Below are 26,636 nucleotides of genomic sequence, written 5' to 3' on the forward strand. Positions count from 1 at the left end.
TTGTTGACCAATCAGAAGGCCGGTGCGTTCCACGACGGCTGCGCCCGGCCGCGAAGCGAGGAGTTCTGGCGGGAATGCGTCGACCTGCGGCCGGCGCTGATCCGGATCGCGGTGCGGGCCGGGGCCGGTGAGTCGGCCGAGGACCTGGTGCACGAGGCCTTCATCAGGGCGATGGAGTTCCCGGCGCTGGACCCGCAACGGGTGATGCCCTTTCTGGTGGCCGTGGTGAAGCGGCTGTGCGTCGACGAGGCCCGCAGGAGCACCACCGCGCGGCAGGTTGCCACGCACGCCAGGCTGCTACCGTTGGACGTGACAGATCCGGCCGAGTCGATCAGCGACCAGGCCGAGGCGGAGTGGCTCGTCGCGCACTGCGGCAAGCTCAGTCGGCGCGAACGTTATGTCCTGCTCTGGCTCTCCCACGGTCTCCCGCACGACGAGATCTCACGGAGGCTGGGCACGACACGACGCGCGACCGAGTGCATCGCCAGCCGCGCGCGCTGCCGGGTCCGTCAGTGGATGGCTCGCCGTTCGCCCCTCAACAGGGTGATCGGCTGCTGAAAGGGCCTAGGTACGGGGAGCAGGGCCCCGTACCTAGGCCCTTCTCCTTTGCCAGGAACCCTGCCAGGAACCTTGTCAGGAAGAGCTTGCCAGGAAGAGCAGGGCCCCCGGGCACACGAAGAACGCCGCCCCGCTCGAAGCGGGGCGGCGTTCTCGGGTACGGCGGATCTGAGATCAGATCTTGTTGGCGCGCAGGGCCATCGCCGACTTCTTGTTGGCGGCCTGGTTCGCGTGGATGACGCCCTTGCTGGCGGCCTTGTCCAGCTTCTTGCTGGCCTCGGCGAGCAGCGCGGCGGCCTTGTCCTTGTCCCCGGCCTCGGCGGCCTCGCGGAACTTGCGGATGGCCGTCTTGAGGGCCGACTTCACGGACTTGTTCCGCAGGCGCGCCTTCTCGTTGGTCTTGATGCGCTTGACCTGCGACTTGATGTTGGCCATGGCTGGACCCTCATATTCGTTCGAGTGGGGTGTGCACCGCGCTTGATCGGCACTCGCCTGAACTCCGGCGAGTCTTCCTCCACGACGGAACGCCGCGCGGCACGACGCCGGTGATGGTAACAACCGGGCGCCGTGCCACCCAAAACGGCCCGGAGCGGGCCGGGTCAGCGCACCGTGAACGGGGCCCGCTTGTCCTCCACGACCACCTCGTAGCCGGTTCTCGGTACTTCCCTGCGGCCGGCACCGTCGACGTCACCGCTGGTCAGGGCGAGCTGTTCGACTGAGAACTCCACCTCGACCGCCTGCTGGGCTCCTGCCGCGAGCTCCACGCGCGCCCAGCCGACCAGCCGCTTGTCGGGAACCTGGAGCGGCGCGACCGGCTGGTGCACGTAGACCGGGACGACCGCGGTGCCCGTCCGCGAGCCGGTGTTGCGCACGGTGAAGCCGACCTTGACCTTGGCGTCCGCCCGGACGGAGCTGGGCACGCTCGGTGCTCCGACCGTGAAGCTCGTGTACGACAGGCCGTGGCCGAACGCGAAGGCCGGGTCGTACTTGGAGCTCTCACCGCCGTTCGTGCCCGGCAGCTGGTCGTAGGACATCGGCTGGTCACCGATGCGCTTCGGCCAGGACACCGGGAGCTTGCCGCTCGGGTTGGCAGTGCCGAACAACACATCCGCGACCGCCGTGCCGCCTTCGGTGCCGGGCAGCCACCCCGCGAGCAGCGCTTCGGCGTCCGCGACGGAACCGAGCACCTGCGGCCGTCCGGTGAGCAGCACGACAACTACGGGCTTCCCCGTCGCGCGCACGGCGTCCACCAGGCTCTGCTGCGCTGGGGTGAGCGCGGGTTCCTCCGTGTCGGCGGGCCCCTCCGCTCCGGGTTTCTCGCCGAGCACCACGACGACCGCCTTGGCGTCCTTGGCCTGCGCGACCGCGTCGGCCTGGTTGGGCGCGTGGGCGACGGTGGCTCCCGGCGCCGCCGCGCGGATGCCCTCCAGCACGGTGACCGCCTCCGGGACCGGCCCCTGCTCGGGGACGCCCTGCCAGTCGACGGTCCAGCCGCCGAGCTGCCGCCGCACGTCGTCCGCCGTGTCGCCGGTGACCACGATCTTGCCGTCCTTGGCCAGCGGCAGCGTGGACTTCTCGTTGCGCAGCAACACCATCGACTCGGTCGCGGCCTTGCGGGCGAGGTCGAGGCCGACGCCGTTGACGCGCTCGTTGGCCACGGCGGGGTCGACGTAGGGCCGCTCGAAGAGGCCGAGCTCGAACTTCAGCCGCAGGATGCGCCGGACCGCCTCGTCGACGCGGCGTTCACTGACCCGGCCGTCGCGAACGACCTGGCGCAGCCCGGCGGTGAACTCCCCGGCGGCGGAAGGCTCCATCGCCATGTCCACACCCGCGTTCACCGCCATCGCGATCGCCGCCGGGTAGTCGGCCGCGGCCTTGTGCTTGGTCACCAGCGACCGGATGTCCTGCCAGTCGGTGATCGCGACACCGGTGAAGCCGAGCCGGTGTCGCAACTGCTCGGTGAGCATGTACTTCGACGCGTGCACCGGGACGCCGTTGATCGACCCAGAGTTGATCATGACGGTCTTCACGCCCGCGCGGAACTGCGCGGTGAACGGCGGCAGCACCTGGTCCTGGAGCGTGCGCACCGGGAGGAAGGCCGCGGCGCGGTCGTGGCCGCCCTTGGGCTCGGAGTACCCGGCGAAGTGCTTCGCGGTCGCGGTGAGCCGCGCGGTCTTGCCGTCATCGGCCTGCATGCCGCGAACCGCCGACGCGGCAAGGGTTCCTGCCAGGTGCGGGTCCTCGCTGTAGGTCTCGTAGTAGCGCCCCCACCGGGTGTCCCTGGCGATGTCGGAGACCGGGGCGAAGTTCCAGAACACGCCGGTCGCGCGCATCGCCTGCCCGGTCGCGGCGCCCGCCCGCTCGATCAGCTCCGGGTCCCAGGTGGCGCCGAGGCCGATCTGGTGCGGGAACATCGTCGCGGTCACGACGTTGCTGTGCCCGTGCACGCCGTCCGCGCCGTAGAGCACGGGGATCTTGAGCCTGCTGTTGTCCAGCGCGTACTTCTGGATGGCGTTGGTCATCTCCGCCCACGCCTTGGGGCTGGGGTCCGGGGCGGGGACGTCGCCGCCGCCGGACAGGATCGAGCCGACTTTCGCGTCGACGAGCACCGGCTTCATGCAGTCCTCGCGCAGCGGCCCCGGGACCGCGTCGCAGTCGCCCCTCAGCTTGCCGACCCGGATCTGGGTCATCTGGCCGATCTTCTCCTCCAGCGTCATCCGGCCGAGCAACGCGTGCACCCGCGCTTCGAGCGGGAGCCCGGCGTTGAGGTGGTCCGCGGGTTGCGCCGCGGTGGTGAGCGGGAGGGTGAGCGCGGCCGTGACGGCCAACGCGGTTGTTCTTCGAGCGGTGAGCACGTGCTCCTCCAACGAGAGGGTGTGCGGCAGCAGCCCCTTAACGTTCGACGGTGAGGTTGGTCACCAATAGCTGCGTTCGGAGCAATGTGGGAGCGCTTTCCTGCTGGTAAGCGTTGTTTTGTTGCAGGGGTGCGTGCCTAACGTCCGTCCGTGTTCACAACCCTGGACCTGCCCGGCTTCGCCGGGGTCTCGATCGCCGCGCTGGTGTTCCTCTGCGTCGCCGCCTTCCTCGCCGGAGCCATCGACGCGATCGTCGGGGGCGGCGGCCTCGTCCAGCTGCCCGCGATGCTGTTGGTGATGCCGGGTGGCGCCCCGCTCTACTCGCTGGCCACCAGCAAGCTGTCCTCGTTCGTCGGCACCGCCGCCGCGGTCGGCACCTACGTCCGGCGCACGAAGATCGACTGGCGGAGCACGGCGCCCACGGCCGTCCTCGCGTTCGGCGGTTCCGTTGGGGGAGCGGCGTTCGCGGACATGCTGCCGCCGGGCGCGCTGAACGTGGTCGTCCTGTGCGCGCTGGTCGTCGTCGGCGTCTACACCTGGCGCAAGCCGGAGTTCGGGGCCGAGGACGCGGAGCGGTTCTCGCGCGCCCGGCAGCTGATGGTGATGCTGGCCGGGGGAGTGGTGATCGGCTTCTGGGACGGCCTCGCCGGTCCGGGCACCGGCTCGTTCCTGGTGTTCCTGTTGGTGGGCCTGGTGGGCTTCGCGTTCGTGCGCGCGTCGGCGACGGCGAAGGTGATCAACACCGCCACCAACCTCGGCGGGCTGTGCTACTTCGTGCCCGCCGGGCAGGTGCTGTGGGGGCTCGGCCTGGCGATGGCGCTGTGCAACCTCACGGGGTCCGTCCTCGGCGCGCGGATGGCCGTGCGCCGGGGATCGGAGTTCGTCCGCAAGGTGTTCCTGACCGTTGTCGCCGCCCTCGTGCTCAGCCTGGGGTGGAAGGTCGCGCTGGGAACGTGATCAGCACGGCGGGCGGTAGCCGGGATCGGCGACGCCGCCGCGCTGCAACGCGTTGACCACCCACTTCACCGCGGGCCGCGAGTGCGGGATCAGCAGGTGCTCGGTGAGGTGCAGCGGGCAGGCGTCCTGCAGCACGACGTTGGTCACGCGGTCGGCCGAGCCGGACAGCGCCTGGCCGCGGTAGGGCGTCACCACCGCCTCGTACCGGGTGGCGATGGTCGTGTACTTCACCGAGCCCGCGAGGTCGCCGCCGTCGTTGAGCGCCCGCAGGAACGCCGACCCGGCCGACTGGTCGTCGCAGGCCGGGCAGAACGTCACGCCGAGCAGCTTCGCCAGCGGCTGGGTGGTGCCGTGGTTGGAGGGCGCGATGCCGACCACCGAGTTCACCTTCGCCGCGCCGCCGAGGAACTTCAGGTAGTGCCGGGGCATCATGCCGCCCTGGCTGTACCCCACGATGTCCACTTTGGACGCTCCGGTTGCCGAGAGCACTTGGTCGACATAGGTCGCCAGCTCGCGCGCGGACTGGGCGATCGGGTTCAGCCCGGCGTTGCCGTAGTCGAGCGCGTAGTGGCACCAACCGCCCCGGCTCAGCTCGGGAGCGAGCACGTCCCAGGTGTTCCCGGACTTCTTGAAGGTTCCGTGCAGCAGGATCACCGGCCGTTTGCCCGATTGGCACGCGGCAGGCGCGGCGGTCGCGGTGGTGGCGGCGGCGATCGTGACGGCGGTGGCGAGCAGAGCGGCGCAGAGCAGGGCGCGCAGCAGTCGCATAGTCGTCTCCCCGTTGAGACCAGCGGCGGTGAACTGGCGAGTAACCCAGAATGTAAGGCGGGTCACATTCGCCTGTCACTCCACTGAACGGCCTCAGCAGGCGCGTTGACGCGGGGCCGCTCAGCGCTTGATGAGCCAGTCCGGGAGGGAACCCGTGTACCCCACGATGTCCACTTCCCTGAGGTCGGGCGCGGAACTTGCTGCCCGACCTCAGGGAGGCACAACTAAGGAGAATCCTTCGCGTCTTTCGGCGGGCGGCCCCGGCGGGCGGGTTTCGCCGCGTTGCCGGGCATCCGCCCCGCCTCCGTCAGAGCTCGCCGGAGCAGGAACTCGATCTGCGCGTTGGCGCTGCGCAGCTCGTCGTTCGCCCACTTTGTGAGTGCGTCGTGCACCGCGGGGTCCAGGCGGAGCAGGACGCTCTTGCGTTCCGCCACGACTACTTCCTAGTGGTAGAGCGACCCGGTGTTGACGACGGGTTGGGTCGATCGGTCGCCGCAGAGCACGACGAGCAGGTTGCTGACCATGGCCGCCTTCCGCTCCTCGTCCAGGTCGACGACATCGCGCTCGGCGAGCCGGTCCAGCGCCATCTCGACCATCCCGACCGCGCCCTCCACGATGCGCTGGCGCGCGGCGACCATGGCGCTCGCCTGCTGCCGCTGGAGCATCGAGTGCGCGATCTCCGGCGCGTAGGCGAGGTGGGTGATCCGGGACTCGATCACGTTCACGCCCGCGGAGGTGACGCGCGCGGCGACCTCGGCGGAGAGCCGCTCGGTGATCTCGTCGGCGTTCTCCCGCAGCGACAGCCCGGTCTCGCCGTGGTTGTCGTAGGGGTAGCTGGTGGCGATGTGCCGCACCGCGGTCTCGGTCTGCACCTGCACGAAGTCGACGAAGTTGTCCACCTCGAACATGGCCTGCGCGGTGTCGTTGACCTGCCACACCACCACCGCGGCGATCTCCACCGGGTTGCCGTCGGCGTCGTTGACCTTCAGCGCCGTGGTCTCGTGGTTGCGAATCCTCGTGGACACCGGGGTCTTCGTGGCGATCGGGTTCACCCACTGGAAGCCGTCGGAGCGGATCGTCCCGGTGTAGCGGCCGAGCACCTGGAGCACGCGGGCCTGGCCGGGGGCGACCATGACCAGCCCGGCGAACAGGACGGAGCCGACGATCGTGCAGCCGATGCCGGTGAAGAGGAACGCGGACGTGTGCGTCTTGGCGGAGAGCACGATCTGCAGCACGCCCGCGGCCAGCAGGACGAAGCCGAGCAGGAACATCGGCACGCCGGGCAGCCGGTTCCCGTCGTGCTCACCGATCTTCGGTGTCGGCCGGGTCGCGGCGATCTCGGACGGCGTGTGGACGAGTTGGTCGGACATGGCGGCCTCCCCAGTGGTGCCTAGCAAACTGATATCAGATTTATAGCAGGTGTCCGCGCGCTCCGCCAGGGGATAGGTTGGCGGTGGTCAGTGCCTAGGGTTCCGCCCCTCGCCCGCCATCACCCGACAACCAGGGCGTGGGGGACTGGTCCGAGCGGCACCGTCGGCCGCCCCTGCGCGGTCGTTCATCTGACGGGGGAAAAGCCTGGAGGAACCGCGATCACGCCTGCCCTGGGCGTGGTCTGGAGGGAATCCCGGTGAGCCTCACCGCACTGCTGCTCATCCTCGCCGCCGCCTTCGCCCACGCCGGGTGGAACCTCGCCGCCAAGAGCGCCGGGGCGGGCGGCCCCGCCTTCGTCTGGCTGTACTCGGCCGTCACCGCCACGATCTACCTGCCGTTCGCCGCCGCGATCGCCTTCGGCGGGCCGCCGCTCGGCTTCACGGCGGTGCTCGGGATGGGGCTCAGCGCTCTGCTGCACACCGGCTATTTCCTGTTGCTGCAACACGGTTATTCGATCGGCGACATGTCCGTGGTCTATCCGCTCGCGCGCGGAACGGGGCCGATGTTGTCGGTGCTGGCCGCTGTACTGCTCTTCGGAGAGCGGCCCGGTCTGCTCGGTCTGCTCGGTGCGGGAACGGTCGTCGTCGGTGTGCTCGTGATCGGAGGTGGTGGCCGAGCCGGTGGTTCCGCGGTGCTCTTCGCGCTGCTGACCGGCGTGATGATCGCCGCGTACACGCTGTGGGACGCCTACGCGGTGAAGGAGCTCGGCGTGCCGCCCCTGGTGCTCAACTGGGGGAGCGCGGTGGGTGAGGTGCTGATGCTCTCGCCGTACGCGGCCACCCACCGCTCACAGGTGCGGCTGTCGTGGCGGCTGCACCGGCGCGCGGTGTTGGCGGTCGCGGTGCTCTCACCGCTGGCTTACATCCTGGTCCTGATCGCGGTGCAGACCACTCCGGTGAGCCTGATCGCGCCCGCCCGCGAGCTGAGCATCGTCATCGGCGGTATCGCGGCGTGGAAGTTGTTCGGCGAGAAGGACCCGGTGCGCAGGATCGGCGGCTCCGTCGTCGTGCTCGCCGGAGTCGCCATGCTTGCGTCCGCTTAGCGTTTGCGGGCCAGGAGTTCGAAGCGTGGCGCGGAGAACAACCGCAGCGACCCGAGTCGCATGATCACTTCGGTGAAGCCGGCGTCGCGTGCGAGCAGCCGCAGATCCAGCGGTTTGCAGCGCAAGCGCGATCGCCGCACGGACAGCAGCAGGGTGCCTCCGGGCCGGAGCACGCGGTGCAGCTCGGTGAACCCCGCCGCGACGTCCGGCCAGAGGTGCACCGTGTCCACGGAGATCGCCACGTCGACCGAGCCGTCGCCGAGCCCGGTCCGCTCCGCCGTGCCGGGCCGCAGCCTGACCTGGCCGGTGCCGACCAGCCCCGAGCAGCGCGCCGCGCAGGATCGCAGCGCGTCCGGCGACGGGTCCACGGCGATGGCGACGCCCTTCGGCACGAGCGCGCCCGCCGCTCGCACGCCGGTCCCGGTGCCCGCGCCCAGCACGAGCACCGCGTCACCCGGGCCGAGGCGCGCGTGCTCGACCAGGCGCCGCTCCGCCCGCGCGGACCCGGCCGCGAACAGGCCGGTCAGGGGACTCGCCGGGGAAATGACCACGCCGTTCATGGAGTCCAGCCAAGCGCGGGGCGACTGAGACCACATCAGGGTTGCCCCGGACGTGTGCCGGGCATTGTCACCGACATGGGAACATGGGGTGTCACCCATATCCAGCGAGGACACCGAGTGAAGCGAACGAACTACCAGAGCGCAGCCGCCTTGACGACCGCCGAGCACTGCGAGGTCGCCGCATGAGCTCGTTCGCGGACAAGACGTTCACCAGCCCGGAGCTGATCCGGAACTTCTGCATCATCGCGCACATCGACCACGGCAAGTCCACCCTGGCCGACCGGATGCTGCAGCTCACCGGCGTGGTCGAGGAGCGGGCCATGCGGGCCCAGTACCTGGACCGGATGGACATCGAGCGGGAACGCGGCATCACGATCAAGGCCCAGAACGTGCGGCTGCCGTGGAAGGTCGGCGACACCGAGCACGTGCTGCACCTGATCGACACCCCCGGCCACGTGGACTTCACCTACGAGGTCTCCCGCGCACTGGAGGCGTGCGAGGGCGCGATCCTGCTGGTCGACGCCGCGCAGGGGATCGAGGCGCAGACGCTGGCCAACCTGTACCTGGCGCTGGAGAACGACCTCACCATCATCCCGGTGCTGAACAAGATCGACCTGCCCGCCGCGGAGCCGGACAAGTACGCGGCCGAGCTGGCGCACATCATCGGCTGCGAGCCGGAGGAGGTGCTGCGGGTCTCGGCCAAGACCGGCTTCGGCGTCAGCGAGCTGCTCGACGCGGCGGTCCGGCTGATCCCCGCGCCGACCGGCGACAGCGACGCCCCGCCGCGCGCGATGATCTTCGACTCGGTCTACGACACCTACCGCGGCGTGGTCACCTACATCCGGGTGATGGACGGCAAGATCACCCCGCGGCAGCGGATCAAGATGATGTCCACCGGCGCCACGCACGAGCTGCTGGAGGTGGGCATCGTCTCGCCGGATCCCAAGGCCAGCGTGGGCCTCGGCGTCGGCGAGGTGGGCTACCTGATCACCGGCGTGAAGGACGTCCGCCAGTCCAAGGTCGGCGACACCGTCACCTCGGAGAAGCGCGGCGCCACCGAGGCGCTGCGCGGCTACCGCGAACCGCAGCCGATGGTCTACGCGGGCCTGTACCCGATGGACGGCTCGGACTACCCGGAACTGCGCGAGGCGCTGGACAAGCTCCAGCTCAACGACGCCGCGCTGACCTACGAGCCGGAGACCTCGGCGGCGCTGGGCTTCGGCTTCCGCTGCGGCTTCCTCGGCCTGCTGCACCTGGAGATCACCCGCGACCGGCTGGAGCGCGAGTTCGGCCTCGACCTCATCTCCACCGCGCCCAACGTGGTGTTCCGGGTGGAGATGGAGGACGGCACCGAGCACATCGTCACCAACCCCTCCGACTGGCCGGAGGGCAAGATCGCCGACATCCACGAGCCGATCACCAAGTGCACCATCATCTCGCCGGCGGAGTACGTCGGCGCGATCATGGAGCTGTGCCAGAGCAGGCGCGGTCAGCTCGGCGGCATGGAGTACCTCTCCGCCGACCGGACCGAACTGCGCTACACCATGCCGCTCGCGGAGATCATCTACGACTTCTTCGACGCGCTGAAGTCGCGGACCAGGGGCTACGCGTCGCTGGACTACGAGGAGTCGGGCGAGCAGGCCTCTCAGATGGTCAAGGTGGACATCCTGTTGCAGGGCGAGCCGGTCGACGCGTTCAGCGCGATCGTGCACCGCGACGCCGCCTACGGCTACGGCACCCGGATGACCAGCAAGCTGCGCGAGCTGATCCCCCGGCAGCAGTTCGAGGTGCCGATCCAGGCCGCGATCGGGTCCAGGGTCATCGCCCGCGAGAACATCCGCGCCATCCGCAAGGACGTGCTCGCCAAGTGCTACGGCGGTGACATCACCCGTAAGCGCAAGCTGCTGGAGAAGCAGAAGGAAGGCAAGAAGCGGATGAAGATGGTCGGCCGCGTAGAGGTCCCCCAGGAGGCCTTCGTAGCCGCGCTGTCCACCGACGAGGCGGGCGACAAGAAGTCCAAGAAGTAGCCGTCCCGCACCCCTCAACCTCGGCTGGGGTGGTTGGGGCGTCTTCAAGTCCTACGAACCCCGCCTGTGCTGACCGCAAACCGCCCCCAACCCCGCTGGCTCTGCCGGGGTTGGGGGCGGTTTGCGATGTGTGGGGGTGGGGTTGGGGGTACTTGAAGACCGTCATACCCGGGCTGGGGCGTGGAGCAGGGCCACGGCGTTGTCGTAGGCGGTGCGTTGGGTGGGGGACGCGGTGGGGCGGCAGCGGATGGGCGTGGGGAAGGGGTTGCCGCGCAAGGGTTCCAGCCACAGGACGGTGCGGCGGGTGCGGAGCGCGCGCAGGCCGTCGGGGCGGCTGGTGACCGCGTACAGCTCCACCCAGCGCAGCGTCCGGGTGCTCAGGACGCGGCGCACGCGCACGCCGTGATCGCTGACGTAGACACCGGAGCGGGCGTGGCGCAGCGCCAGGACAGCGCCGGGCAGCAGCACCAAGGCGGTCGGGACTTCGTTGTCCCACAACAGGAACGCGATGATCAGCGCGATCGCGCCGAAGGCGGTGGCGCCGAGGACCCTCGCCGGGGTCCGCGGGCGCACGCTCCTCCACATGGACATGCGGGGAGGATGCGCCGGACTCGCCCGCGCGGGACAGGTCCACTCGGCGAAGCGGTCAGGACGAGTTCGCGGCCTCGTACTCGTCGAGCAGGCGCAGCGCGGTCGCGTACTTGAGCCGCAGCCGCTTCCTGGTCGGCTCGTCGAGCTGGTCCAGCCGGAGCGGGCCGCTGTTGTCGGCGATGTCGGCGCGCTTGACCACGAGCGCGATCGGGTCGGCGGCGGCGCGGGCCAGGTAGTCGGCCATCGGCTCGCCGGGGCGGTGGCTCAGCGCGATCACGGCGGTGACAACGCGCTCCGGGCAACCGGCCGCGCGCAGGTCGTCGGCGGTGACCGGGGTGTCCTCGATGACGTCGTGCAGCACGGCGGCCATCTGGTGCTCGGTGCCTTCGACGGTGTCCATCACCCGCAGCGGGTGCTTGATGTAGGGCTTCCCCGCCTTGTCGAGCTGGCCTTCGTGGGCGTGCGTGGCCAGGGCGATCGCGGTGTCCAGCGTGAAAGAGGTGGGTTCGCTCATGGTGCCTCCGAGGGCGTCGTCGCACGATCCGGTGAAGTGGAGCCCGCCCAGTCTCCTCCGGGGATTTTCTGTCAGACCCCCCGGGCACGCTGACAGGCAGAGGAGAGTGACGGTGGCGGCCGGCCCCCGACAGTCCGGTCGCCACCGTCGTAGTTGAGAAGACGGCCCCGCCTCCGCGCGGATGCATGCAAACGCTGCGAACAGGCTGGAGGACATCTGTGATAGGGACGAGCGAGAAGGGGGTTGCGTTGCCTCGCGGCCCGCGATTACCCAAACGATCACGCTAACGGCCTAGTGGGACGGGGGTTCGCGCTGATTCGGCAGCCCCGGCGAAAGGAGGGAAAGCCGGAGCCGTGCCACACGAAGCCGTGCCGGGGCAAGCGGATTAGCTGAACCGGGTGGTACATCATGACTTCGGGTGATTTCCCGGCAGTCCACTCGCCGCAATTGGCCTTGTTTCGCGCCGGGAAAAAGGCGAATACTCTTCGGAGATGCCCCGCGTGCAGCGCGGGGAATCGCCGGAAGTGCCGGGTGAGCAAGGATTTCACCGCATTGTGCGGCGAATCGACTGTTGATGATCTTGGAGATGTACCCGATAGGGTAAGCCACTCGGTGATCGCCCAAACCTCCCGGCGGCACCGGGGTCACTTCGCTGTCGGTGCCGTTGTTGCCAGTGCTGTTGTCTGAGTCGTTGTCGGAGTCGCTGTCGACCGTGAGGATCTGATGGGGCAAGAAGTACTCGCCGCCGCGTTATGGGTGGCGGTCGCGTTCGCGCTCGTCGTGGTCGTCCTGCTGGCCCGCCAGCACGGCATCACCAACCGGTTGCGCGCGCGCAACACCGAACTCGAGACCACGGTCCGGGCCCGGACGGAGGAGGAGGCGCACCTCGTCTCCACCCGCCTGCCCGCCCTCGCCGCGACGCCCGACCACCGCCAGGACGAGGTCCCGCCGCCGCTGCACCCCAGGGTCGCGGGCGCGCACCAGGTAGTGCTCGAACTGTTCGCCGAGTCCATGCGGCAGGCCAAGGACCGCGGTGAGCAGTCCGCGCGCACCGCCGTCAAGGCGATGATGCGCGCGGTGCAGAGCCTCGCCAACGAGCAGCAGCTGGCCATCTCGGGCATGCAGGAGGAGCACGACAACCCGACCGTGCTCGGCGGCCTGATGACGATCGACCACATGAACTCCCAGCTCGGCCGTCGCGCGCAGGCGACGGCCGTGCTCTGCGGTTCGTGGCCGGGCCAGCAGCGGTCCGCATCGGCGCTGACCGACGTGGTCCGCGGCGCCACCTCGCGCATCCGGGACTACCTCCGCGTCCAGGTGCCCACGCAGTCCGACACCGCGGTGGTCAGCCGCGCGGTCGAGCCCGTCGTGCTCACCGTCGCCGAGCTGCTGGACAACGGCGCGCGGCACTCGCCGCCGATCGCCTCGGTCCAGGTCAACTTCCAGCCCGCGCACAACGGGATGGCGATCGTCATCGACGACGCGGGCGTCGGCATGAACAACGACGAGCTGCGGCACGCCGCCGAACTGCTCTCCGGGCGCGCGGGCCAGGACATCAACCGGCTCGGCGACCCGCCCCAGGTCGGCTTCGCCGTGATCGGCCTGCTCGCCGCGCGCTACGGGTTCTCCGTCTCCGTCGACACCCGCTCGCCCTACGGCGGCGTGCGCGCCGTGGTGTTCCTGCCGACCGCCCTGCTGACCAGGGTTCCCCTGCCGGAGCCCGCGGTGACCCGGCCCGAGGTCCCCGAGACGCACGCGACCGTCGTGCAGCACCCCAGCTCACCCCGCCACGGCCGCCAGGAGGAGCCCGTGACCGCGGGCGCGACCGAGCGCACCGCGGGCGGGCTGCCCAAGCGCCGCCGCCGGGACGCCCCGGCCGAACTGGGCGCCCAGACCACACCGTTGCCGATCCGCCCGGCGTCCAGGACCACGTCCGGACTGGGCGCGTGGCAGCGCGGCACGCGGTCCGGCCGCGCCGTCCCGCCCGTCGCAGAGGGGAGCCCCCAGGAATGACCGAACCCACGAACAACCGGCTGGGCTGGATGCTCGACAACGCGTTGCAGATGCCCGAGACACTGCACGCGATCCTGCTCTCCGCGGACGGGCTGCTGATGGCCCACTCGCAGACGATCACCAGGGACGACGCCGACCGGCACGCCGCGGCCATGTCCGGCCTGCAGGCGCTGGCCCGCAGCACCGCGGAGTTCTGCGGCGGCGCGATCAGCGGCTGGCAGCAGACGGTCAACGAGTTCGCGGGCGGCTACGTCTTCCTCGTCGCCGCCGGACCGGGCGCCTACCTCGCGGTCTCGGCGACCGACCGGGTGGACATGGAGGCCGTGTCGTTCCGGCTGCAGGAGCTCGTGCAGCGGCTCGGCAAGGAGCTGACCAGTCCGCCGCGGCAAGGCATCGGTAGCCGGGCATGACCGCGAACCGCCGCGAACGGGCGTTGGTGCGGCCGCACGTGGTGACCGGCGGCCGGGCCCATCCGACCCGGAACACCTTCGACCTGGTCACCCTGGTGACGGTGGCCCGGGACCAGGTCGCGGGCCTGAGCCCGGAGAAGCGCCGCGCGATGGAGCTGTGCCGGGGCGGGGCGCTGTCGGTGGCCGAGGCCGCCGCGCACCTGGGCCTGCCGGTCAGCGTCACCAAGGTGCTGCTGTCGGACCTGGTCGACAGCGGGCACCTCGCCGTCACCTCCGAGTCCCCGGCTCGCGGCGGCCCCGACCTCAAGCTGCTCAGGGATGTGCTCGATGGCCTCCGCGCGCTCGTCTGAGGGGATCTACGTCCGGGCCACCGTGCGCACGGCGGTGAAGCTGCTCGTCGTCGGGCACTTCGCGGTCGGCAAGACCACCTTCGTCGGCACGCTCTCGGAGATCCGTCCGCTGCGCACCGAGGAGACGATGACGCAGGCGGCCGAGCACGTCGACGACCTCGCGGGCATCCAGGGCAAGAGCACCACGACGGTGGCGATGGACTTCGGCAGGCTGACGCTGAACGATCAGCTGGTGCTCTACCTCTTCGGCGCGCCCGGGCAGCACCGCTTCAAGCAGCTGTGGAAGGACATCGCGACCGGCGCGCTCGGCGCGCTGGTGCTCGCCGACACCCGCAGGCTCGAGGAGTCCTTCGACATCATGGGGCTGCTGGAGGAGCTGGAGCTGCCCTACGCGGTGGCGGTCAACGACTTCGACGGCGCGCCCAGGTTCCCGGAGCCGGAGCTGCGCGAGGCGCTGGACCTGCTCCCGGAGACCCCGCTGATCACCTGTGACGCCCGCGACCGGGTGTCCTCCACACACGCTCTGATCGCCCTCGTGGAACACCTCCTCCGTCGCCCGGTTCGGGAGTACGCGTGAATTCAGTTCCAGCAGGCATCGACATCGGCACCGGCTGCCCCGTCTCGGGAGGCCGGGTTCCGTTGTACGGCCCGGAGTTCAACGAGAACCCGGCCCGGGTCTACGAGCGGCTGCGCGAACAGGGCCAGCTCGCGCAGGTGGAGCTGGCCCCCGGGGTGCCCGCGACGCTCGTGGTCGGCTACGAGGCCGCGCTGGAGGTGCTGCGCAACCCGGGTGACTTCCCCAGGGACGGCCGTCGCTGGGCGGCGACGGTGCCCGAGGACTGCCCGGTGCTGCCGGTGATGTCCTACCGGCCGAACTGCCTGATGACCGACGGCGCGGAGCACGCGCGGCTGCGCGGGGTGATCACCGAGAGCGTGGCCAGGGTGGACCCGAACAAGGTCCGCGCCCACGTCGACGCCACCGCGGACATGCTGATCAACCAGTTCGCCCATCGCGGGTCGGCGGACCTGCTCACCGAGTACGCCGTCGCGCTGCCGCTGTGGGTGTTCACCTTCCTGCACGGCTGCCCGAGGGACGTGGGCGAGCGGATGGTCACCGGCATGCGCGACATCGTGGACATGCGCGATCCCGAGCAGGCCAACGAGCGGCTGACCACCGCGCTGCTGGAGCTGATCGCGCTGAAGCGGCGGGAACCCGCGCAGGACATGGCGTCCTGGATGATCGAGCACCCGGCGCAGCTGACCGACGAGGAGATCCTGCACCAGCTGTTCCTGATGCTGGGCGCGGGAACCGAGCCGGAGGCGAACCTGATCGCCAACGCGCTGCGGCTGCTGCTGTCGGACTACCGCTTCGCCGGGTACGTGGCGGGCGGCAGCATGCGGATCGAGGACGCGCTCGACGAGGTGCTCTGGACCGACCCGCCGGTGGCCAACCTCTCCGCCAGCTACCCGGTGCAGGACGTCATGGTCGCCGGGACCCGGCTGCCGGCCGACCAGCCGGTGGTGATCAGCTACGCGGCGGCCAACACCGACCCGGGCTTCGGCGTCGAGCACCGCTCCGGCAACCGCGCGCACCTGGCCTGGGGCGCGGGACCGCACGCGTGCCCGGTGCAGGGGCAGGCGCGGATGGTCGCCTCGATCGCGATCGAGAAGCTGCTGGACCGGCTGCCCGATCTGAGCCTCGCGGTCCCGGTGGAGGACCTGCCGTGGCGGGAGTCGCCGTTCCTGCGGGCGCTGTCCGGACTGCCGGTCACCTTCACCCCGGTGCGCCCGGTGGAGACGGCACCCCCGACCGCCCCGCTGCCCGTGGTCCCCGGCGAGCAGAAGCTGGTCGCCCCGCTGCCCACGGCGGTCAGGAAGCGTTGGGTGCACACGATCATCCGGTGGTGGCGCGGACAGTGAGCTCTCTTCCCCCCGACGAGGACCGCGCCCCGGCGAGCTGTCCGTTCTCCGGCGGCCGGGTTCCCCTGTACGGCCCGGAGTTCACCGCCGATCCGGCCGCGGTGTACGAGCGGCTGCGCGACCAGGGGCAGACCGCGCCGGTGGAGCTCGCGCCGGGCGTGCACGCCACGCTCGTGCTCGGCTACGACGCCGCGCTGGAGGTGCTGCGCAGCCCCGGGACGTTCGTCCGGGACGGCAGGCGGTGGCAGGCCACGATGCCGCCGGACTCCCCGGTGCTGCCCGTCATGGGCTACCGGCCGACCTGCCTGATGTCCGACGGGGACGCGCACGCGCGGCTGCGCCGGGTGATCAGCGACGCCTACGGCAAGGTCGACCCGAACATGATCCGGGCGCACGTCGAGGCCACCGCCGAGATGCTGATCGGCCGCTTCGCCGCGACGGGCGAGGTGAACCTGCTGGCCGGCTACGCGCTGGCGCTGCCGCTGTGGGTGTTCAACTACCTGCACGGGTGCTCGACCGAGCTGGGTGATCGCCTGGTCAGCGGCATGAGCCGGGTCGTGGACGTGGTCGAGGCGGAACAGGCCAACATCGACCTGACCCGGGCGCTGACCGAGCTGGTGGCGCTGAAGCGGCGGGAGCCGGGGCACGACGTGACGTCGTGGATGATGGCGCACCCCGCGCGGCTGACCGACGACGAGATGCTGCACCAGCTGTTCATCATCCTGGGCGCGGTGACCCAGCACCAGGCGAACCTGACCGCGAACGCGTTGCGGCTGCTGCTCTCCGACGACCGCTTCGCCGGTGACCTGGCGGGCGGCAGCATGCAGATCGAGGACGCGCTCGACGAGGTGCTGTGGACCGATCCGCCGATGACCAACCTCTCGGTCACCTTCCCCACCCACCCGGTGAACGTGGGTGGGGTGACGCTGCCCGCCGACCAGCCGGTGCTGATCGGCTACGCCGCGGCGAACACCGACCCGACCGTCCACGGTGGGTACCGCGCGGGCAACCGCGCGCACCTGTCCTGGGGCGCGGGACCGCACGCGTGCCCGGTGCAGGGGACCGCGAGGCTGATCGCCTCGATCGCGATCGAGAAGCTGCTGGACCGGCTGCCGGACCTGCGCCTCGCGGTGCCCGCGGAGCGGCTGGAGTGGCGGCCGAGCCCATTTTTCCGTTCGCTGACGGCACTTCCGGTGAAGTTCACCCCCGTGCAGGCGGTGAGCGGGGACACCGTCTCCGTCCCGTCGTGGGCGCGGCTGACCCCCAGCTCCGTGCCCCAGGTGCCGCAGGAGCAGCCCCCGCCGCCGACCGGCTGGAGGCACGCGCTCGGCCGGTGGTGGCGCGGGCAGTAGTTGTGGCGTGCGCGGCATTCGCGTCTGCGGGGCGGTGAACCGGGTCTAGGGTCCGAAGGATGTTGGCGGACTTGCGCATTCCGGTCGTCGTCGCACCCATGGCGGGTGGCGCGTCCACGCCGGAGCTGGTGACGGCGGTCGGCGCGGCGGGCGGCTTCGGGTTCCTCGCCGCCGGGTACCTGTCGGCGGAGGCGGTGGCCGGGCACCTCGCCAAGACCCGGGAGCTCGGCCCGCATCCCTTTGGTGTCAACCTTTTCGTGCCCGGGCCGGAGAGCGCCGCGGACCTTCGCGGCTATGCGGCGTCGTTGCGCGCGGAGGCCGATCGGTACGCGGTGGCGCTCGGCGATCCCCGCTGGGAGGACGACGACTACGCGGCCAAGCTCGACCTGGTCGTGCGCGAGCGGGTGCCGGTGGTGTCGTTCACGTTCGGCTGTCCGGAGCCCGCGGTCGTACGTCGCTTGCGGGACAACGGTATTCAGGTCGTCGTCACCGTGACCACGCCCGCCGAGGCGCGGATCGCCGTGGACGCCGGAGCCGACGTGCTGTGCGTGCAGGGCGCGGACGCCGGCGCGCATCGCGGCCTGTTCGTCGACGACGGATCACCCGCGGGCGGTCCGAGCTACGGGCTGCTCACGGCGCTCCGCTTGGTCCTTGAGGCCGTGGACGTGCCAGTGATCGCCACCGGCGGACTGATGCACGGGGCCGACATCGCGGCGGTGCTGACCGCTGGAGCCGTTGCGGCGCAACTGGGAACGGCCTTCCTGCGGTGTCCTGAGGCGGGGACCGCGGCGGTGCACCGCGAGGCGCTGGCGGGGGACAGGCCGACGGAGTTCACGCGGGCGTTCACCGGACGCCCCGCGCGCGGGCTGGTCAACCGGTTCCTCGTCGAGCACAGCGCGGACGCGCCCTCGGCGTACCCGCAGCTGCACCACCTGACGAAACCGTTGCGGGCGGCGGCGAATCGCGCCGGAGACCCGGAAGCCACGTCGCTGTGGGCCGGGCAGGCGTACTCGCTCTGCCGGGACCTGCCCGCCGCGGAGCTGCTCGCCCGGCTGGACGGCGAGGCCCGGGACGCGGTGTCCCGGGCTCGCCGCCGGTGGCCCTAGGGCTGATCCGCCTTGTTCAGCTCGGACTTGCGGTAGGAGTAGGCGAAGTAGATCACCAGGCCGACCGCGAACCAGGCCCCGAAGCGCAGCCAGGTCTCCCACTGCAGGAAGGTGATCAGCCAGATCGAGAAGGCGACGCCGACCAGCGGGACGACCGGCATCCACGGGCAGCGGAAGCTCCTGGGCAGGTCGGGCTGGCGGTAGCGGAGCACGATCACCGCGATGCAGACCACCACGAACGCCAGCAGGATGCCGATGTTGGTCAGCTCGGCGGCCTCGTTGATGTTGAGGAAACCGGCGATGAACGCCGAGGCGACACCGACGATCCAGGTGATCCTGGTCGGCACCTTGCGCACCGGGTGGGTCTTGGCGAACCACTTGGGCAGCAACCCGTCGCGGCTCATCGAGTAGCCGACCCTAGTCACGCCCATCATGAAGGTGAACATCACGGTGAGGATGCCCAGGATCGCGCCGACGGCGATGATGATGCCGATCAGCGGCAGCCCGACCTGCGCGAAGGCGTCGGCGAACGCGGCCTCCCCGTCGATCTTGGCGAACGGGATCATGCCGGTGAGCACCAGGCAGGCCAGCACGTAGAGCACCATCGAGATGGCCAGCGAGTAGATGATCGCCTTCGGCATGTGCTTCTGCGAGTCCTTGGACTCCTCGGCGGCGGTGCTCATCGCGTCGTAGCCGAAGACCGCGAAGAACACCGTCGCCGCGCCGGTCACCGCTCCGGTGAAGCCGAACGGGAAGAAGTCGGTGTAGTTGCCGGTGTCGATGTAGAAGAAGCCGACCGCGATCACCAGGACCACCACGCCGACCTTGAGCCACACCAGCGCGGTCTCGAAGCGGGCGGCGTTCTTCATGCCCATGTTCAGCACCCACGCGATCAGCAGGCACAGCAGCACGGCGAACAGGTTCACCGAGTACGTGCCCGCCGCGACGCCCTCCGGCTCGGTGCCGGGGGCGCCGAGCATCCACTGCGGCAGGTCGATGTCGAGGAAGCCCAGCAGTTTCGTGAAGTAACCGGAGATGCCGATGGCCACCACCGCCACGATCGCGGTGTACTCCAGCAACAGGTCCCAGCCGATGAACCAGCCGACGATCTCGCCGAGCACCGCGTAGCCGTAGGTGTAGGCCGAGCCCGCCTTGGGGATCAGCCCGGCGAACTCCGCGTAGGCGAAGGCGGCCGCGGCGCTGGCGACGCCCGCGATCAGGAACGAGATCAGCACCGCCGGGCCCGCGGTCTTGTTCGCGACGGCTCCGGCGAGGGAGAAGATCCCCGCGCCGATGATGCCGCCGATGCCGATCGCGGTGAGCTGCCACAGCCCGAGGGACCGCGTCAGTTCGCCCTCGTGCTCGGAGGCGATCTGTTCCACCGGCTTGCGTCGGAACACGCTCCGACCACCCCGGGGGCCTGCTGTAGTCATGCCTTCTCCCTCCACGCGCGACGGTGCGCATCAGATCCAGGCGCGAAAAGTAGTTGAACACCTCAGGAAGAGCAGCGCTACGTTCATCACATGAAGCTGGGGTGTGTCGAGTCAGTCAACCTTGCCGTCGTCAGTACCGCCGCGTGGACCGGCCGCAAGAAGAGCTCCGGGATGGACAAGCGCCCGACGGCCGGGCCGACGATGTTCACCCCGGACGGGGTAGCGGGGGACACCGTCGTCGACCGCGCGGTGCACGGCGCCTGGTACCAGGCCGCGTACGCCTTCCAGCTGGAGGACCTGCGCTACTGGTCGGAGCGACTCGGCAAGGACCTGGTGCCGGGCAACGCGGGTGAGAACCTGACCCTGGCCGGGTTCGACGCCAACGCCGCGCTCGTCGGGGAGCGGTGGCGGATCGGCGGAGCGCTGCTGCGGGTGACCGGGCCGCGCTCGCCCTGCGTGGTCTTCGCGGGCTTTTGGGATCACCAGAAGCTCGTCAAGGAGTTCACCCAGGTCGGTCGCCCCGGGCCGTACCTCGCGGTGGAGGAGGCCGGAGAGGTCAGCCCGGGGGACACCGTGGAACTGGTCGACCGGCCGGAGCACGACGTGTCGGTGGCGACGCTGTTCGCTTTCCTGTTCGGCAACCGAGAGCTTGCCGACCGGATTCCGCCGGTGCTGGCCCACCTCCCGGACCCGTGGGCCGAGCACACCGAGAAGCTGTTGGCCGGAGCACAGCGGGGAACAGTCCGCCAGACCTGAGTGTTGCCGCTGGCATGCGACTAGAGGTCTGGTCCGACGTCGTCTGTCCCTGGTGCTACATCGGCAAACGCCGACTCGAACAGGCACTGGAGACCTGGCGTGCCGAGGGCGGCGAGGACGTCGAGGTGCGGTGGCGCCCGTTCCAGCTAGACCCGGGCAGCAGCAGCGACGGACGCCCGCTCGACGAGGCGATGGCGGAGAAGTTCGGCGGCGCCGAGCAGGCCGCGCGGATGATGGCCGGGGTGACCGCGACCGCGGCTGAGGTCGGCCTGGAGTACCGCCTCGACCGGGCGGTCCGCGCGAACACCTTCGACGCGCACCGCGTGCTGGCCCTCGCCGCGCGCCAGGGCGTGCAGGACGCGGTCCAGGAGCGGTTGTTCCGCGGCTACTTCGCCGAGGGCGTCAACCTCGGTGACCGGGCGGCGCTCACGGCGCTGGCCGCCGAGGCGGGCCTGCCCGGCGTGGACCTCTCCGACGACGAGGACGTGGACGCGCTGCGGGCCGAGCTGGCCGAGGGCATCGCGATCGGGGTGCGCTCGGTGCCGACGTTCGTGGTCGGCCGCCGCGGCGTCGCGGGCGCGCAGTCCGCCGAGGTCCTGCTCGACCTGCTGCGCGGCGCCTGAGAACCAGAGCGCCTGAGAACGGGCGAAGGCCCGGCGGTTGACCTCCCCCGAGGTGGCCGCCGGGCCTTCGCCGTGTCGTGCGGTGGTGCTAGATCGCGCTCGATTCGAGCACGGAGCGGTTGGTGACCAGGCCCATCCGGTAGGCCTGGACGACCGCCTCGGTGCGGTTGGCCGCCTGCAGCTTGCGCCGGATGCTGAGCACGTGCGTGCCCACCGTGGCGCTGGAGATGTGCAGGTAGGCCGCGATCCGGGAGTTCGACATGCCCTCCGCGAGCAACCGAAGAACCTCGGTCTCCCGCTCGGTCAGCTCCTCCTCCGGCCGCCGGTCGCTCGGCGACAGGAGGTGGATGATCTCCTGGCTGTACTGCCTCAGCATGCGCGGCGAGATGAACAGCTCGCCGCTCGCCGCCGCGGACACCGCGCACAGCACGTCCCAGGCCCCGACGGGCTCGGTCAGTACCGCGTTGACCCTGCGGCGCAGGGTGCGGGCCACGTGTTCCTCACTGGCACAGACCACGATGACCGGGACGAGCCTGCCGTCCCGCTCGCGGTGCCGGTCGAAGACCTCCCAGTGACCGGCGATCGCGTCGTGGTCCACGAGCCACACGTCGATGTCCGACCGGGGCGGCTGTGCCAGAGCCGTGACCGCGTCGTACCAGACGTCGACGATGTTCAGACCGTAGAGATCGCCGTTGAGCGTGTAGATCCACGACGCCGCTGGTCTGTCTCCGGTGATGTAGCCGACTCGCATCATTCGGAAGCCCCCACTTCCTCGGTTACCGCTGCGCGCCGGACCGGACGAGGGTGTGTCCATGTGAACGCTACGGACCGCCCCCATGCGGTCCAGCAATGGTTTTGTTACGGGCACCCATTTTTCTCATTACCTGCACCCCTCGCGGGGCACGGCGAGTCTAGCGGTTTCTACGCACCCGGCGGGGGCTTCATCGACGTTTCAAGCAGCTGCTAACGCGTGAAAACGATCTTCCCGGCGGTATCGCCGTCGAGCATCGCGCGGAAGCCCTCCTCGGCCCGCTCCATCGGCAGTTCGGCGCCGATGCTCGGCCGCAGCCCGGCCACGTCCATGAACGAGATCAGGTCGGCGAGCTCCGCGCGGGTGCCCATGGTGGAGCCCACGACGCGCAGCTGGAGGAAGAACAGCCGTTGCAGGTCCGCTGGCGGGTTGCCGCCGGTGGTGGAGCCGGAGCAGACGATCACGCCGCCCGGCTTGAGGCTGCGCATGGAGTGGCTCCAGGTGGCCTCGCCGACCGTCTCGAAGACGCCGTCGACCCGCTCCGGCAGCCGCGCCCCGGACTCGAAGGTCGCGTGCGCGCCCAGCTGCTGCGCCAGCGCGCGCTTGGCCTCGCTGCGCCCGGTCGCCCACACCCGCAGCCCGGCGGCGCGGCCGAGCTGGACGAGCGCGGTGGCGACGCCGCCGGAGGCGCCCTGCACGAGCATGGTCTGGCCCGGCCGCAGCTCGGACTTCACGAACAGCATCCGGTAGGCCGTCAGCCACGCGGTGCTCAGGCAGGCGGCGTCGGCGAAGGTCATCGAGGCGGGCTTGGGCAGCACGTTGGCCGCGGGCACCACCACGGTCTCGGCGAAGGTGCCCTGGTGCAGCTCGGTGAGCAGGGTGCGCCTGGGATCGAGGGTCTCGTCCCCGGTCCAGCCCGGCGAGGTGACCACGGAGTGCAGCACCACCTCGGTGCCGTCGGCGAGCACCCCCGCGCCGTCGCAGCCGAGGATCATCGGGAAGCGCTCGGCCTTGATGCCGACCCCGCGCAGCGTCCACAGGTCGTGCATGTTCAGGCTGGCCGCGCGCACGGTCACCGGCACCCAGTCGTCCGGGACCTGTGGTTCGGGGCGCTCGCCGACCACGAGGCCGGCCAGGGGGTCGTCGGGGTGCGGGGCGTCGGCGTACACGGCGAACATGAACGAAACCTAGCGCCGCCGTCCGGATGGTGCCCGTGACGCCGGTCACGTCGGGCGCGGGGCGTAAGGTGCACAACGTGTTTGACTGGCTGGTCTCCTGGTGGGACGGCGTGGAGTTCTGGGTGGTCGGGCTCTGGTTCCCCTTCCAGTTCGTCCTCGTCATGGCCGTGCTGCTGCCGGTCTGCTGGGGGGTCGCGCTCGGCATCGACCGGGCGGTCGACCGCGTCTCGGCCGCGCTGAACACCGCCCGCCGCAACGCCGCCGACAAACGGGAACGCACCCGGTGACCTCGCGAAGGCGGATCACCGTCGCCCTGGTCGGACTGGTCGCGCTCGTCGTGGTCGGCTGGTTCGCCCGGGACCTGTTCACCGGCTCGGAGCCCCCGGGCGGGTGCGCGTCCGCCTCGGCCCAGTCGAAGGTCCCCGGCGCGGCCAGCGGGCTGCGGGTGTGCGCGCTGAGCGGGCTGCCCAAGGAGGCCGGGACCACATGGGAGAGCGTCCGGGCGGGCGGTCCGTACAAGTACCCCAAGAACGACAACGTGGACTTCTTCAACCGCGAGGGCGTCCTGCCCGCCAAGGCCAGGGGCTACTACCGCGAGTTCACCGTGCCGACCCCGGGGGAGAGCAACAGGGGGGCACGCCGGTTGGTGACCGGTCAGTCCGGTGAGGTCTACTACACCGCCGACCACTACAAGAGCTTCGTCGTCGTCGACCCGTCCCGATGACCGTTTCCAGTGAGGTGAGGCAATGACCACCAGGCACGTGGTCGACGGCACGACCGTCAACTCCAAGAGCGCGGCGATCGACGCGATCGCCAAGGCCATGTCGTTCCCGTCCTACTTCGGACGCAACCTCGACGCGCTCTACGACTGCCTGGTGGACCTGTCCTGGCTGCCCGTCGGGAACCACGTGCTGGTCTGGACCGACCACCACGTCCTCGCCGAGGAGGACCCGGACGCCTACGGCCGGGTGCGCGACGTGCTGGAGGACGCCGCGGAGGCCAACCCGAGGCTGGTGCTGCGGCTCACCGCGAACTGAGCTCCCCCCGCACCAGGTCCAGCACCTCCGGTTCGGCGAGTCCCAGCCGTCGTGCGGTCGCGACGAGCTCGCGGGTGAGCCGCACCAGCTCCGCCCGCTGGCCGGTCGCCCCGTCCGCGACCACCGCGCCCCGACCGCGGCGCAGCTCGATCAGCCCCTCGTCACGCAGCTGCTGGTAACCGCGCAGCACCGTGTGCAGGTTGATCCCCAGCGACTCCGCCAGCTCCCGCGCGGGCGGCAACCGGTCGCCCGCCTTCACCGCGCCGTCGGCGATGGCGCCGCGCACGGAGGCGGCGACCTGGTCGCCCAGGGGCACGGAGGAGGACGGGTCGATTCTGATCAGCATGGTCAGTCCCTGGTTCTCGCCCGCTCGGCGAGCGAGTTCAGCAGCGCGGCCGCGGTGTCCGCGTCGTCGACGGTGACGACGAAGTCGATGTCATTGTCCAACTCGACGACGAGCGCGTCGCCCGCCCGCAGGACGACACCGGAGGCGCCGCCGCGGTGGCGGTAGCCCCAGCCGCCGAAGTCCCTGAAGGGATCGACGGTCCGCACCCGGACGAGCTTGATCTGCTCCAGCGCGATCTGCTTGCGCGGCCTGCGAAGCAGCGCGGAGCGCACGGACAACCCGTTGCCGTCGACGGTGATCCGGACCGACGCGGTGAGCACCAGCAGCAACGCGGGCACGATGATGATCGCCGCGTGCCAGGAGACGGTGAACCCGAGCGCCAGCGCGGCGACCACCATGACGGTCGCGCCGACCAACGGCAGCCGCGAGGTCATGGTGTGGCTCCAGCTCACGCGTTCCCCCTCGGCCAATTCGAGCCGCGGCGCGTCCGCCGGGAGCGGGTCGTCGCGCTTCGGCAGGACGACCTTGCCCGCCAACGCGTAGCCCAGCGCCCCGGACAGCACGGCCGCGAGCAGCGGCAGCGGCAGCGTCCACCACCCGAAGACCACGGTCCTGGCGTCGGCGACGTCGAGGTTGGCGGTCATGACCACCGCGAAGATCGCCGCGTGCAGGCCGCCCACCGCGAAGCTGGTCATGACCAGGAAGCGCTGCGCGTGCGGGTTGCGCCGGGCGACCACGAACATGCCCAGGCACAGCAGGCTGATCGCGCTCAGCGGGAACGAGAAGACGGAGAGCAACTGCGGGCCCGACAGGTAGCTGTCCGTGCGCCCGGACGGTCCGACGTGGGCGGCAAGCGGGTCCGGCAACCGCTCGGCGAGGGAGTGGAAGGTCAGCAGCGCCGCGCCCAGCACGAGCACCGGCGGCGCGAGCGTCAGCAGGAACCTGCGCACGAACTTCGGCGACTGCATGGGCCTACCTCGTTTCTCCGGCGCACCCGAGGAAGACGGACAACGCCACGGCGGATCACCTCTTATTTGCATACAACTATAACAAGTTGCCGACGGGTGTGGGCAAGGGATGCGGGCAGGGGCCGAGTCGGCCCCTGCCCGGGTGATCAGTCCTGGGGGACCCAGGAGGCGGGGCGCTTCTGCAGGAAGGAGGCGATGCCCTCCTGGCCCTCCTCGCCCGCGAAGTGCTTGGCGGAGAGGTCGAGCATCGCGGCGAAGTCGTCGGCCATGCTCACCGGGTGCCTGCGCAGCATCTGCTTGGTGGCCGCGAGGGCCTGCGGGGCGCCGAGGGCGAGCATGCCGGTGAAGCGGCGCACTTCGTCGTCGAGCCGGTCGGCGGGCACGGCGGAGTTGATCAGGCCGATCCGCGCGGCCTTGGCCGCGTCGAACTTCTCCCCGGTCAGGAACAGCTCGTGCGCGGCCCTGGGCAGCAGCCGCGGCAGCACGGTCACCGAGATCACCGCGGGCACCACGCCGATGCGGACCTCGGTGAAGGCGAAGCTGGCGTCCTCGGCCGCGACCGCGATGTCCGCCGCGGCGACCAGGCCGACCCCGCCCGCGCGCGCCGGGCCCGCCAGCTTCACGACCACGGGGGTGGGGCTCTCCCAGATCAGCTGGAGCAGCTCGGGGAACTCGTTGACGCCCTGGGCGGTGGAGCCCGCCCCCTTGGACTCCTTGAGGTCCATGCCCGAGCAGAACACCGGGCCGGTGTGGTCGAGCACGATCACCCGGACCTCGGGCGCCTCGATCGCGGTCGTCAGGTGCGCGCGCAGTTCCCGGCGCAGCTGAGCGGACAACGCGTTGCGGTTGTGCGGGGAGTCCAGCGTGATCGTCGCGACCCCGCGCTCCACGGAGTAGTGCACCAGCTCGTCAGCCATGCAAGGCACTCTAAGCGCCCATCCTCCCCGGCCGCCGTGGTCGGGGCGTCTTCAAGTACCACGAACCCCCGCCCCAGCGGTCTTTAACCGCACACCACGGTCGTGCGGTTAAAGACGATCGAATGCGGGGTCGGGGGTACTTGAAGACCGGCGGACCCGTGGCGGAGTGCGAG

Annotated in this window: 30 protein-coding genes; 16 read left to right on the forward strand and 14 right to left on the reverse strand. The window is 70.5% G+C overall.

Annotated elements, in window-relative coordinates; all coding sequences use genetic code 11:
- Positions 1-3 precede the first annotated feature (3 nt).
- On the forward strand, positions 4-558 hold the full coding sequence (locus NLX83_RS17080; protein WP_254235832.1) for an RNA polymerase sigma factor: 555 nt from the start codon (positions 4-6) through the stop codon (positions 556-558).
- A gap of 174 nt (positions 559-732) precedes the next feature.
- Here NLX83_RS17080 and rpsT read toward each other — a convergent pair whose 3' ends face one another.
- Both rpsT and NLX83_RS17090 read right to left on the reverse strand, forming a co-directional pair.
- The gene (gene rpsT / locus NLX83_RS17085; RefSeq protein ID WP_254235833.1) at positions 733-993 is read right to left on the reverse strand and encodes a 30S ribosomal protein S20; all 261 of its coding nucleotides are present in this window, start codon (positions 991-993) and stop codon (positions 733-735) included.
- Positions 994-1,157: 164 nt separating this feature from the next.
- The gene (locus NLX83_RS17090; RefSeq protein ID WP_254235834.1) at positions 1,158-3,413 is read right to left on the reverse strand and encodes a glycoside hydrolase family 3 N-terminal domain-containing protein; all 2,256 of its coding nucleotides are present in this window, start codon (positions 3,411-3,413) and stop codon (positions 1,158-1,160) included.
- A 150-nt stretch (positions 3,414-3,563) separates the two neighbouring features.
- Here NLX83_RS17090 and NLX83_RS17095 point away from each other — a divergent pair, with 150 nt between their 5' ends.
- Positions 3,564-4,370, forward strand: a complete 807-nt coding sequence (locus NLX83_RS17095) for a TSUP family transporter (RefSeq protein WP_254235835.1) — start codon at positions 3,564-3,566, stop codon at positions 4,368-4,370.
- On the opposite strand, the gene NLX83_RS17100 is transcribed toward NLX83_RS17095, so the two are convergent.
- The 3 genes from NLX83_RS17100 to NLX83_RS17110 all read right to left on the reverse strand — a co-directional run bounded on the left by NLX83_RS17100 (position 4,371) and on the right by NLX83_RS17110 (position 6,508).
- Positions 4,371-5,138, reverse strand: a complete 768-nt coding sequence (locus NLX83_RS17100; protein WP_254235836.1) for an esterase/lipase family protein — start codon at positions 5,136-5,138, stop codon at positions 4,371-4,373.
- A 224-nt stretch (positions 5,139-5,362) separates the two neighbouring features.
- Positions 5,363-5,572, reverse strand: coding sequence for a hypothetical protein (locus NLX83_RS17105; RefSeq protein ID WP_254235837.1), 210 nt, complete (start codon positions 5,570-5,572; stop codon positions 5,363-5,365).
- Positions 5,573-5,581: 9 nt separating this feature from the next.
- Positions 5,582-6,508, reverse strand: coding sequence for an SPFH domain-containing protein (locus tag NLX83_RS17110; RefSeq protein WP_254235838.1), 927 nt, complete (start codon positions 6,506-6,508; stop codon positions 5,582-5,584).
- A 257-nt stretch (positions 6,509-6,765) separates the two neighbouring features.
- On the opposite strand from NLX83_RS17110, the gene NLX83_RS17115 reads away from it, so the two are divergent.
- On the forward strand, positions 6,766-7,611 hold the full coding sequence (locus NLX83_RS17115) for an EamA family transporter (RefSeq protein ID WP_254235839.1): 846 nt from the start codon (positions 6,766-6,768) through the stop codon (positions 7,609-7,611).
- Here the strand turns inward: NLX83_RS17115 and NLX83_RS17120 are convergent.
- Entirely contained in the window at positions 7,608-8,171 is a 564-nt protein-coding gene (locus NLX83_RS17120; protein ID WP_254235840.1) for a class I SAM-dependent methyltransferase, read from the reverse strand. The genes NLX83_RS17115 and NLX83_RS17120 overlap by 4 nt on opposite strands.
- A gap of 182 nt (positions 8,172-8,353) precedes the next feature.
- Here NLX83_RS17120 and lepA point away from each other — a divergent pair, with 182 nt between their 5' ends.
- Positions 8,354-10,198 (forward strand): translation elongation factor 4, encoded by a 1,845-nt coding sequence (gene lepA, locus NLX83_RS17125; RefSeq protein ID WP_254235841.1) that lies wholly within the window; start codon positions 8,354-8,356, stop codon positions 10,196-10,198.
- Positions 10,199-10,360: 162 nt separating this feature from the next.
- Here lepA and NLX83_RS17130 read toward each other — a convergent pair whose 3' ends face one another.
- Together NLX83_RS17130 and NLX83_RS17135 are read right to left on the reverse strand one after the other, a co-directional pair.
- Positions 10,361-10,789 (reverse strand): hypothetical protein, encoded by a 429-nt coding sequence (locus NLX83_RS17130; RefSeq protein WP_254235842.1) that lies wholly within the window; start codon positions 10,787-10,789, stop codon positions 10,361-10,363.
- A 55-nt stretch (positions 10,790-10,844) separates the two neighbouring features.
- Positions 10,845-11,303, reverse strand: a complete 459-nt coding sequence (locus tag NLX83_RS17135) for an HD domain-containing protein (protein WP_254235843.1) — start codon at positions 11,301-11,303, stop codon at positions 10,845-10,847.
- Between the two features lie 723 nt (positions 11,304-12,026).
- Between NLX83_RS17135 and NLX83_RS17140 the strand changes: the two genes are divergently transcribed.
- Genes NLX83_RS17140 through NLX83_RS17170 form a run of 7 tightly spaced genes read left to right on the forward strand, consistent with a single transcriptional unit; the run spans position 12,027 to position 18,454 of the window.
- Entirely contained in the window at positions 12,027-13,316 is a 1,290-nt protein-coding gene (locus NLX83_RS17140; protein WP_254235844.1) for an ATP-binding protein, read from the forward strand.
- Positions 13,313-13,726: a roadblock/LC7 domain-containing protein gene (locus NLX83_RS17145; RefSeq protein ID WP_254235845.1), complete on the forward strand. Its 414-nt coding sequence runs from the start codon at positions 13,313-13,315 to the stop codon at positions 13,724-13,726. Before NLX83_RS17140 ends, NLX83_RS17145 begins: the two co-directional genes overlap by 4 nt.
- Positions 13,723-14,076: a DUF742 domain-containing protein gene (locus NLX83_RS17150; protein WP_254235846.1), complete on the forward strand. Its 354-nt coding sequence runs from the start codon at positions 13,723-13,725 to the stop codon at positions 14,074-14,076. The genes NLX83_RS17145 and NLX83_RS17150 overlap by 4 nt, the downstream gene beginning before the upstream one ends.
- Positions 14,054-14,653, forward strand: coding sequence for a GTP-binding protein (locus NLX83_RS17155; RefSeq protein ID WP_254235847.1), 600 nt, complete (start codon positions 14,054-14,056; stop codon positions 14,651-14,653). Before NLX83_RS17150 ends, NLX83_RS17155 begins: the two co-directional genes overlap by 23 nt.
- The gene (locus NLX83_RS17160; protein ID WP_254235848.1) at positions 14,650-15,996 is read left to right on the forward strand and encodes a cytochrome P450; all 1,347 of its coding nucleotides are present in this window, start codon (positions 14,650-14,652) and stop codon (positions 15,994-15,996) included. The genes NLX83_RS17155 and NLX83_RS17160 overlap by 4 nt, the downstream gene beginning before the upstream one ends.
- Positions 15,993-17,348 (forward strand): cytochrome P450, encoded by a 1,356-nt coding sequence (locus NLX83_RS17165; RefSeq protein ID WP_254235849.1) that lies wholly within the window; start codon positions 15,993-15,995, stop codon positions 17,346-17,348. Before NLX83_RS17160 ends, NLX83_RS17165 begins: the two co-directional genes overlap by 4 nt.
- Before the next feature lie 59 nt (positions 17,349-17,407).
- Positions 17,408-18,454, forward strand: a complete 1,047-nt coding sequence (locus tag NLX83_RS17170; RefSeq protein WP_254235850.1) for an NAD(P)H-dependent flavin oxidoreductase — start codon at positions 17,408-17,410, stop codon at positions 18,452-18,454.
- Here the strand turns inward: NLX83_RS17170 and NLX83_RS17175 are convergent.
- A complete protein-coding gene (locus tag NLX83_RS17175) occupies positions 18,451-19,887 on the reverse strand; it encodes an amino acid permease (protein ID WP_254235851.1) in 1,437 nt (478 codons plus the stop codon). The genes NLX83_RS17170 and NLX83_RS17175 overlap by 4 nt on opposite strands.
- A 90-nt stretch (positions 19,888-19,977) precedes the next feature.
- On the opposite strand from NLX83_RS17175, the gene NLX83_RS17180 reads away from it, so the two are divergent.
- Both NLX83_RS17180 and NLX83_RS17185 read left to right on the forward strand, forming a co-directional pair.
- Positions 19,978-20,643, forward strand: coding sequence for an MOSC domain-containing protein (locus NLX83_RS17180; RefSeq protein ID WP_254235852.1), 666 nt, complete (start codon positions 19,978-19,980; stop codon positions 20,641-20,643).
- A gap of 14 nt (positions 20,644-20,657) precedes the next feature.
- Positions 20,658-21,266 carry a DsbA family oxidoreductase gene (locus NLX83_RS17185; protein WP_254235853.1) on the forward strand — a complete coding sequence of 203 codons (609 nt, stop codon included), beginning with the start codon at positions 20,658-20,660 and terminating at the stop codon, positions 21,264-21,266.
- A gap of 88 nt (positions 21,267-21,354) precedes the next feature.
- On the opposite strand, the gene NLX83_RS17190 is transcribed toward NLX83_RS17185, so the two are convergent.
- Together NLX83_RS17190 and NLX83_RS17195 are read right to left on the reverse strand one after the other, a co-directional pair.
- Complete coding sequence (locus NLX83_RS17190) at positions 21,355-22,020, reverse strand: response regulator transcription factor (protein WP_254235854.1); 666 nt, start codon at positions 22,018-22,020, stop codon at positions 21,355-21,357.
- 209 nt (positions 22,021-22,229) lie between these two features.
- The gene (locus NLX83_RS17195) at positions 22,230-23,195 is read right to left on the reverse strand and encodes a zinc-binding dehydrogenase (protein WP_254235855.1); all 966 of its coding nucleotides are present in this window, start codon (positions 23,193-23,195) and stop codon (positions 22,230-22,232) included.
- A 77-nt stretch (positions 23,196-23,272) separates the two neighbouring features.
- On the opposite strand from NLX83_RS17195, the gene NLX83_RS17200 reads away from it, so the two are divergent.
- From NLX83_RS17200 to NLX83_RS17210, 3 genes are read left to right on the forward strand one after another with little or no spacing between them, the layout of a single operon-like run.
- Positions 23,273-23,482: a hypothetical protein gene (locus NLX83_RS17200; RefSeq protein WP_254235856.1), complete on the forward strand. Its 210-nt coding sequence runs from the start codon at positions 23,273-23,275 to the stop codon at positions 23,480-23,482.
- Complete coding sequence (locus NLX83_RS17205; RefSeq protein WP_254235857.1) at positions 23,479-23,919, forward strand: ribonuclease domain-containing protein; 441 nt, start codon at positions 23,479-23,481, stop codon at positions 23,917-23,919. Before NLX83_RS17200 ends, NLX83_RS17205 begins: the two co-directional genes overlap by 4 nt.
- 22 nt (positions 23,920-23,941) lie before the next feature.
- The gene (locus NLX83_RS17210; RefSeq protein ID WP_254235858.1) at positions 23,942-24,232 is read left to right on the forward strand and encodes a barstar family protein; all 291 of its coding nucleotides are present in this window, start codon (positions 23,942-23,944) and stop codon (positions 24,230-24,232) included.
- On the opposite strand, the gene NLX83_RS17215 is transcribed toward NLX83_RS17210, so the two are convergent.
- The 3 genes from NLX83_RS17215 to NLX83_RS17225 all read right to left on the reverse strand — a co-directional run bounded on the left by NLX83_RS17215 (position 24,219) and on the right by NLX83_RS17225 (position 26,463).
- A complete protein-coding gene (locus NLX83_RS17215) occupies positions 24,219-24,578 on the reverse strand; it encodes a GntR family transcriptional regulator (RefSeq protein WP_254235859.1) in 360 nt (119 codons plus the stop codon). The two genes, NLX83_RS17210 and NLX83_RS17215, sit on opposite strands and share 14 nt — an antisense overlap.
- A gap of 2 nt (positions 24,579-24,580) precedes the next feature.
- Positions 24,581-25,546 carry a hypothetical protein gene (locus tag NLX83_RS17220; RefSeq protein ID WP_254235860.1) on the reverse strand — a complete coding sequence of 322 codons (966 nt, stop codon included), beginning with the start codon at positions 25,544-25,546 and terminating at the stop codon, positions 24,581-24,583.
- Positions 25,547-25,692: 146 nt separating this feature from the next.
- A complete protein-coding gene (locus NLX83_RS17225) occupies positions 25,693-26,463 on the reverse strand; it encodes an enoyl-CoA hydratase-related protein (protein WP_254235861.1) in 771 nt (256 codons plus the stop codon).
- Between the last annotated feature and the right edge of the window lie 173 nt (positions 26,464-26,636).

Origin of the sequence: Allokutzneria sp. A3M-2-11 16 (assembly GCF_024213555.1) — a bacterium.
Taxonomy (GTDB): Bacteria; Actinomycetota; Actinomycetes; order Mycobacteriales; family Pseudonocardiaceae; genus Allokutzneria.

What these genes read in the sequence shown, in the direction of transcription:
- rpsT (WP_254235833.1), bottom strand. Translation starts at nt 993, where the DNA reads ATGGCCAACATCAAGTCGCAGGTCAAGCGCATCAAGACCAACGAGAAG.
- NLX83_RS17100 (WP_254235836.1), bottom strand. Translation starts at nt 5,138, where the DNA reads ATGCGACTGCTGCGCGCCCTGCTCTGCGCCGCTCTGCTCGCCACCGCC.
- NLX83_RS17110 (WP_254235838.1), bottom strand. Translation starts at nt 6,508, where the DNA reads ATGTCCGACCAACTCGTCCACACGCCGTCCGAGATCGCCGCGACCCGG.
- NLX83_RS17120 (WP_254235840.1), bottom strand. Translation starts at nt 8,171, where the DNA reads ATGAACGGCGTGGTCATTTCCCCGGCGAGTCCCCTGACCGGCCTGTTC.
- lepA (WP_254235841.1), top strand. Translation starts at nt 8,354, where the DNA reads ATGAGCTCGTTCGCGGACAAGACGTTCACCAGCCCGGAGCTGATCCGG.
- NLX83_RS17130 (WP_254235842.1), bottom strand. Translation starts at nt 10,789, where the DNA reads ATGTCCATGTGGAGGAGCGTGCGCCCGCGGACCCCGGCGAGGGTCCTC.
- NLX83_RS17135 (WP_254235843.1), bottom strand. Translation starts at nt 11,303, where the DNA reads ATGAGCGAACCCACCTCTTTCACGCTGGACACCGCGATCGCCCTGGCC.
- NLX83_RS17140 (WP_254235844.1), top strand. Translation starts at nt 12,027, where the DNA reads ATGGGGCAAGAAGTACTCGCCGCCGCGTTATGGGTGGCGGTCGCGTTC.
- NLX83_RS17145 (WP_254235845.1), top strand. Translation starts at nt 13,313, where the DNA reads ATGACCGAACCCACGAACAACCGGCTGGGCTGGATGCTCGACAACGCG.
- NLX83_RS17150 (WP_254235846.1), top strand. Translation starts at nt 13,723, where the DNA reads ATGACCGCGAACCGCCGCGAACGGGCGTTGGTGCGGCCGCACGTGGTG.
- NLX83_RS17155 (WP_254235847.1), top strand. Translation starts at nt 14,054, where the DNA reads ATGGCCTCCGCGCGCTCGTCTGAGGGGATCTACGTCCGGGCCACCGTG.
- NLX83_RS17170 (WP_254235850.1), top strand. Translation starts at nt 17,408, where the DNA reads ATGTTGGCGGACTTGCGCATTCCGGTCGTCGTCGCACCCATGGCGGGT.
- NLX83_RS17175 (WP_254235851.1), bottom strand. Translation starts at nt 19,887, where the DNA reads ATGACTACAGCAGGCCCCCGGGGTGGTCGGAGCGTGTTCCGACGCAAG.
- NLX83_RS17180 (WP_254235852.1), top strand. Translation starts at nt 19,978, where the DNA reads ATGAAGCTGGGGTGTGTCGAGTCAGTCAACCTTGCCGTCGTCAGTACC.
- NLX83_RS17185 (WP_254235853.1), top strand. Translation starts at nt 20,658, where the DNA reads ATGCGACTAGAGGTCTGGTCCGACGTCGTCTGTCCCTGGTGCTACATC.
- NLX83_RS17190 (WP_254235854.1), bottom strand. Translation starts at nt 22,020, where the DNA reads ATGATGCGAGTCGGCTACATCACCGGAGACAGACCAGCGGCGTCGTGG.
- NLX83_RS17195 (WP_254235855.1), bottom strand. Translation starts at nt 23,195, where the DNA reads ATGTTCGCCGTGTACGCCGACGCCCCGCACCCCGACGACCCCCTGGCC.
- NLX83_RS17210 (WP_254235858.1), top strand. Translation starts at nt 23,942, where the DNA reads ATGACCACCAGGCACGTGGTCGACGGCACGACCGTCAACTCCAAGAGC.
- NLX83_RS17215 (WP_254235859.1), bottom strand. Translation starts at nt 24,578, where the DNA reads ATGCTGATCAGAATCGACCCGTCCTCCTCCGTGCCCCTGGGCGACCAG.
- NLX83_RS17220 (WP_254235860.1), bottom strand. Translation starts at nt 25,546, where the DNA reads ATGCAGTCGCCGAAGTTCGTGCGCAGGTTCCTGCTGACGCTCGCGCCG.
- NLX83_RS17225 (WP_254235861.1), bottom strand. Translation starts at nt 26,463, where the DNA reads ATGGCTGACGAGCTGGTGCACTACTCCGTGGAGCGCGGGGTCGCGACG.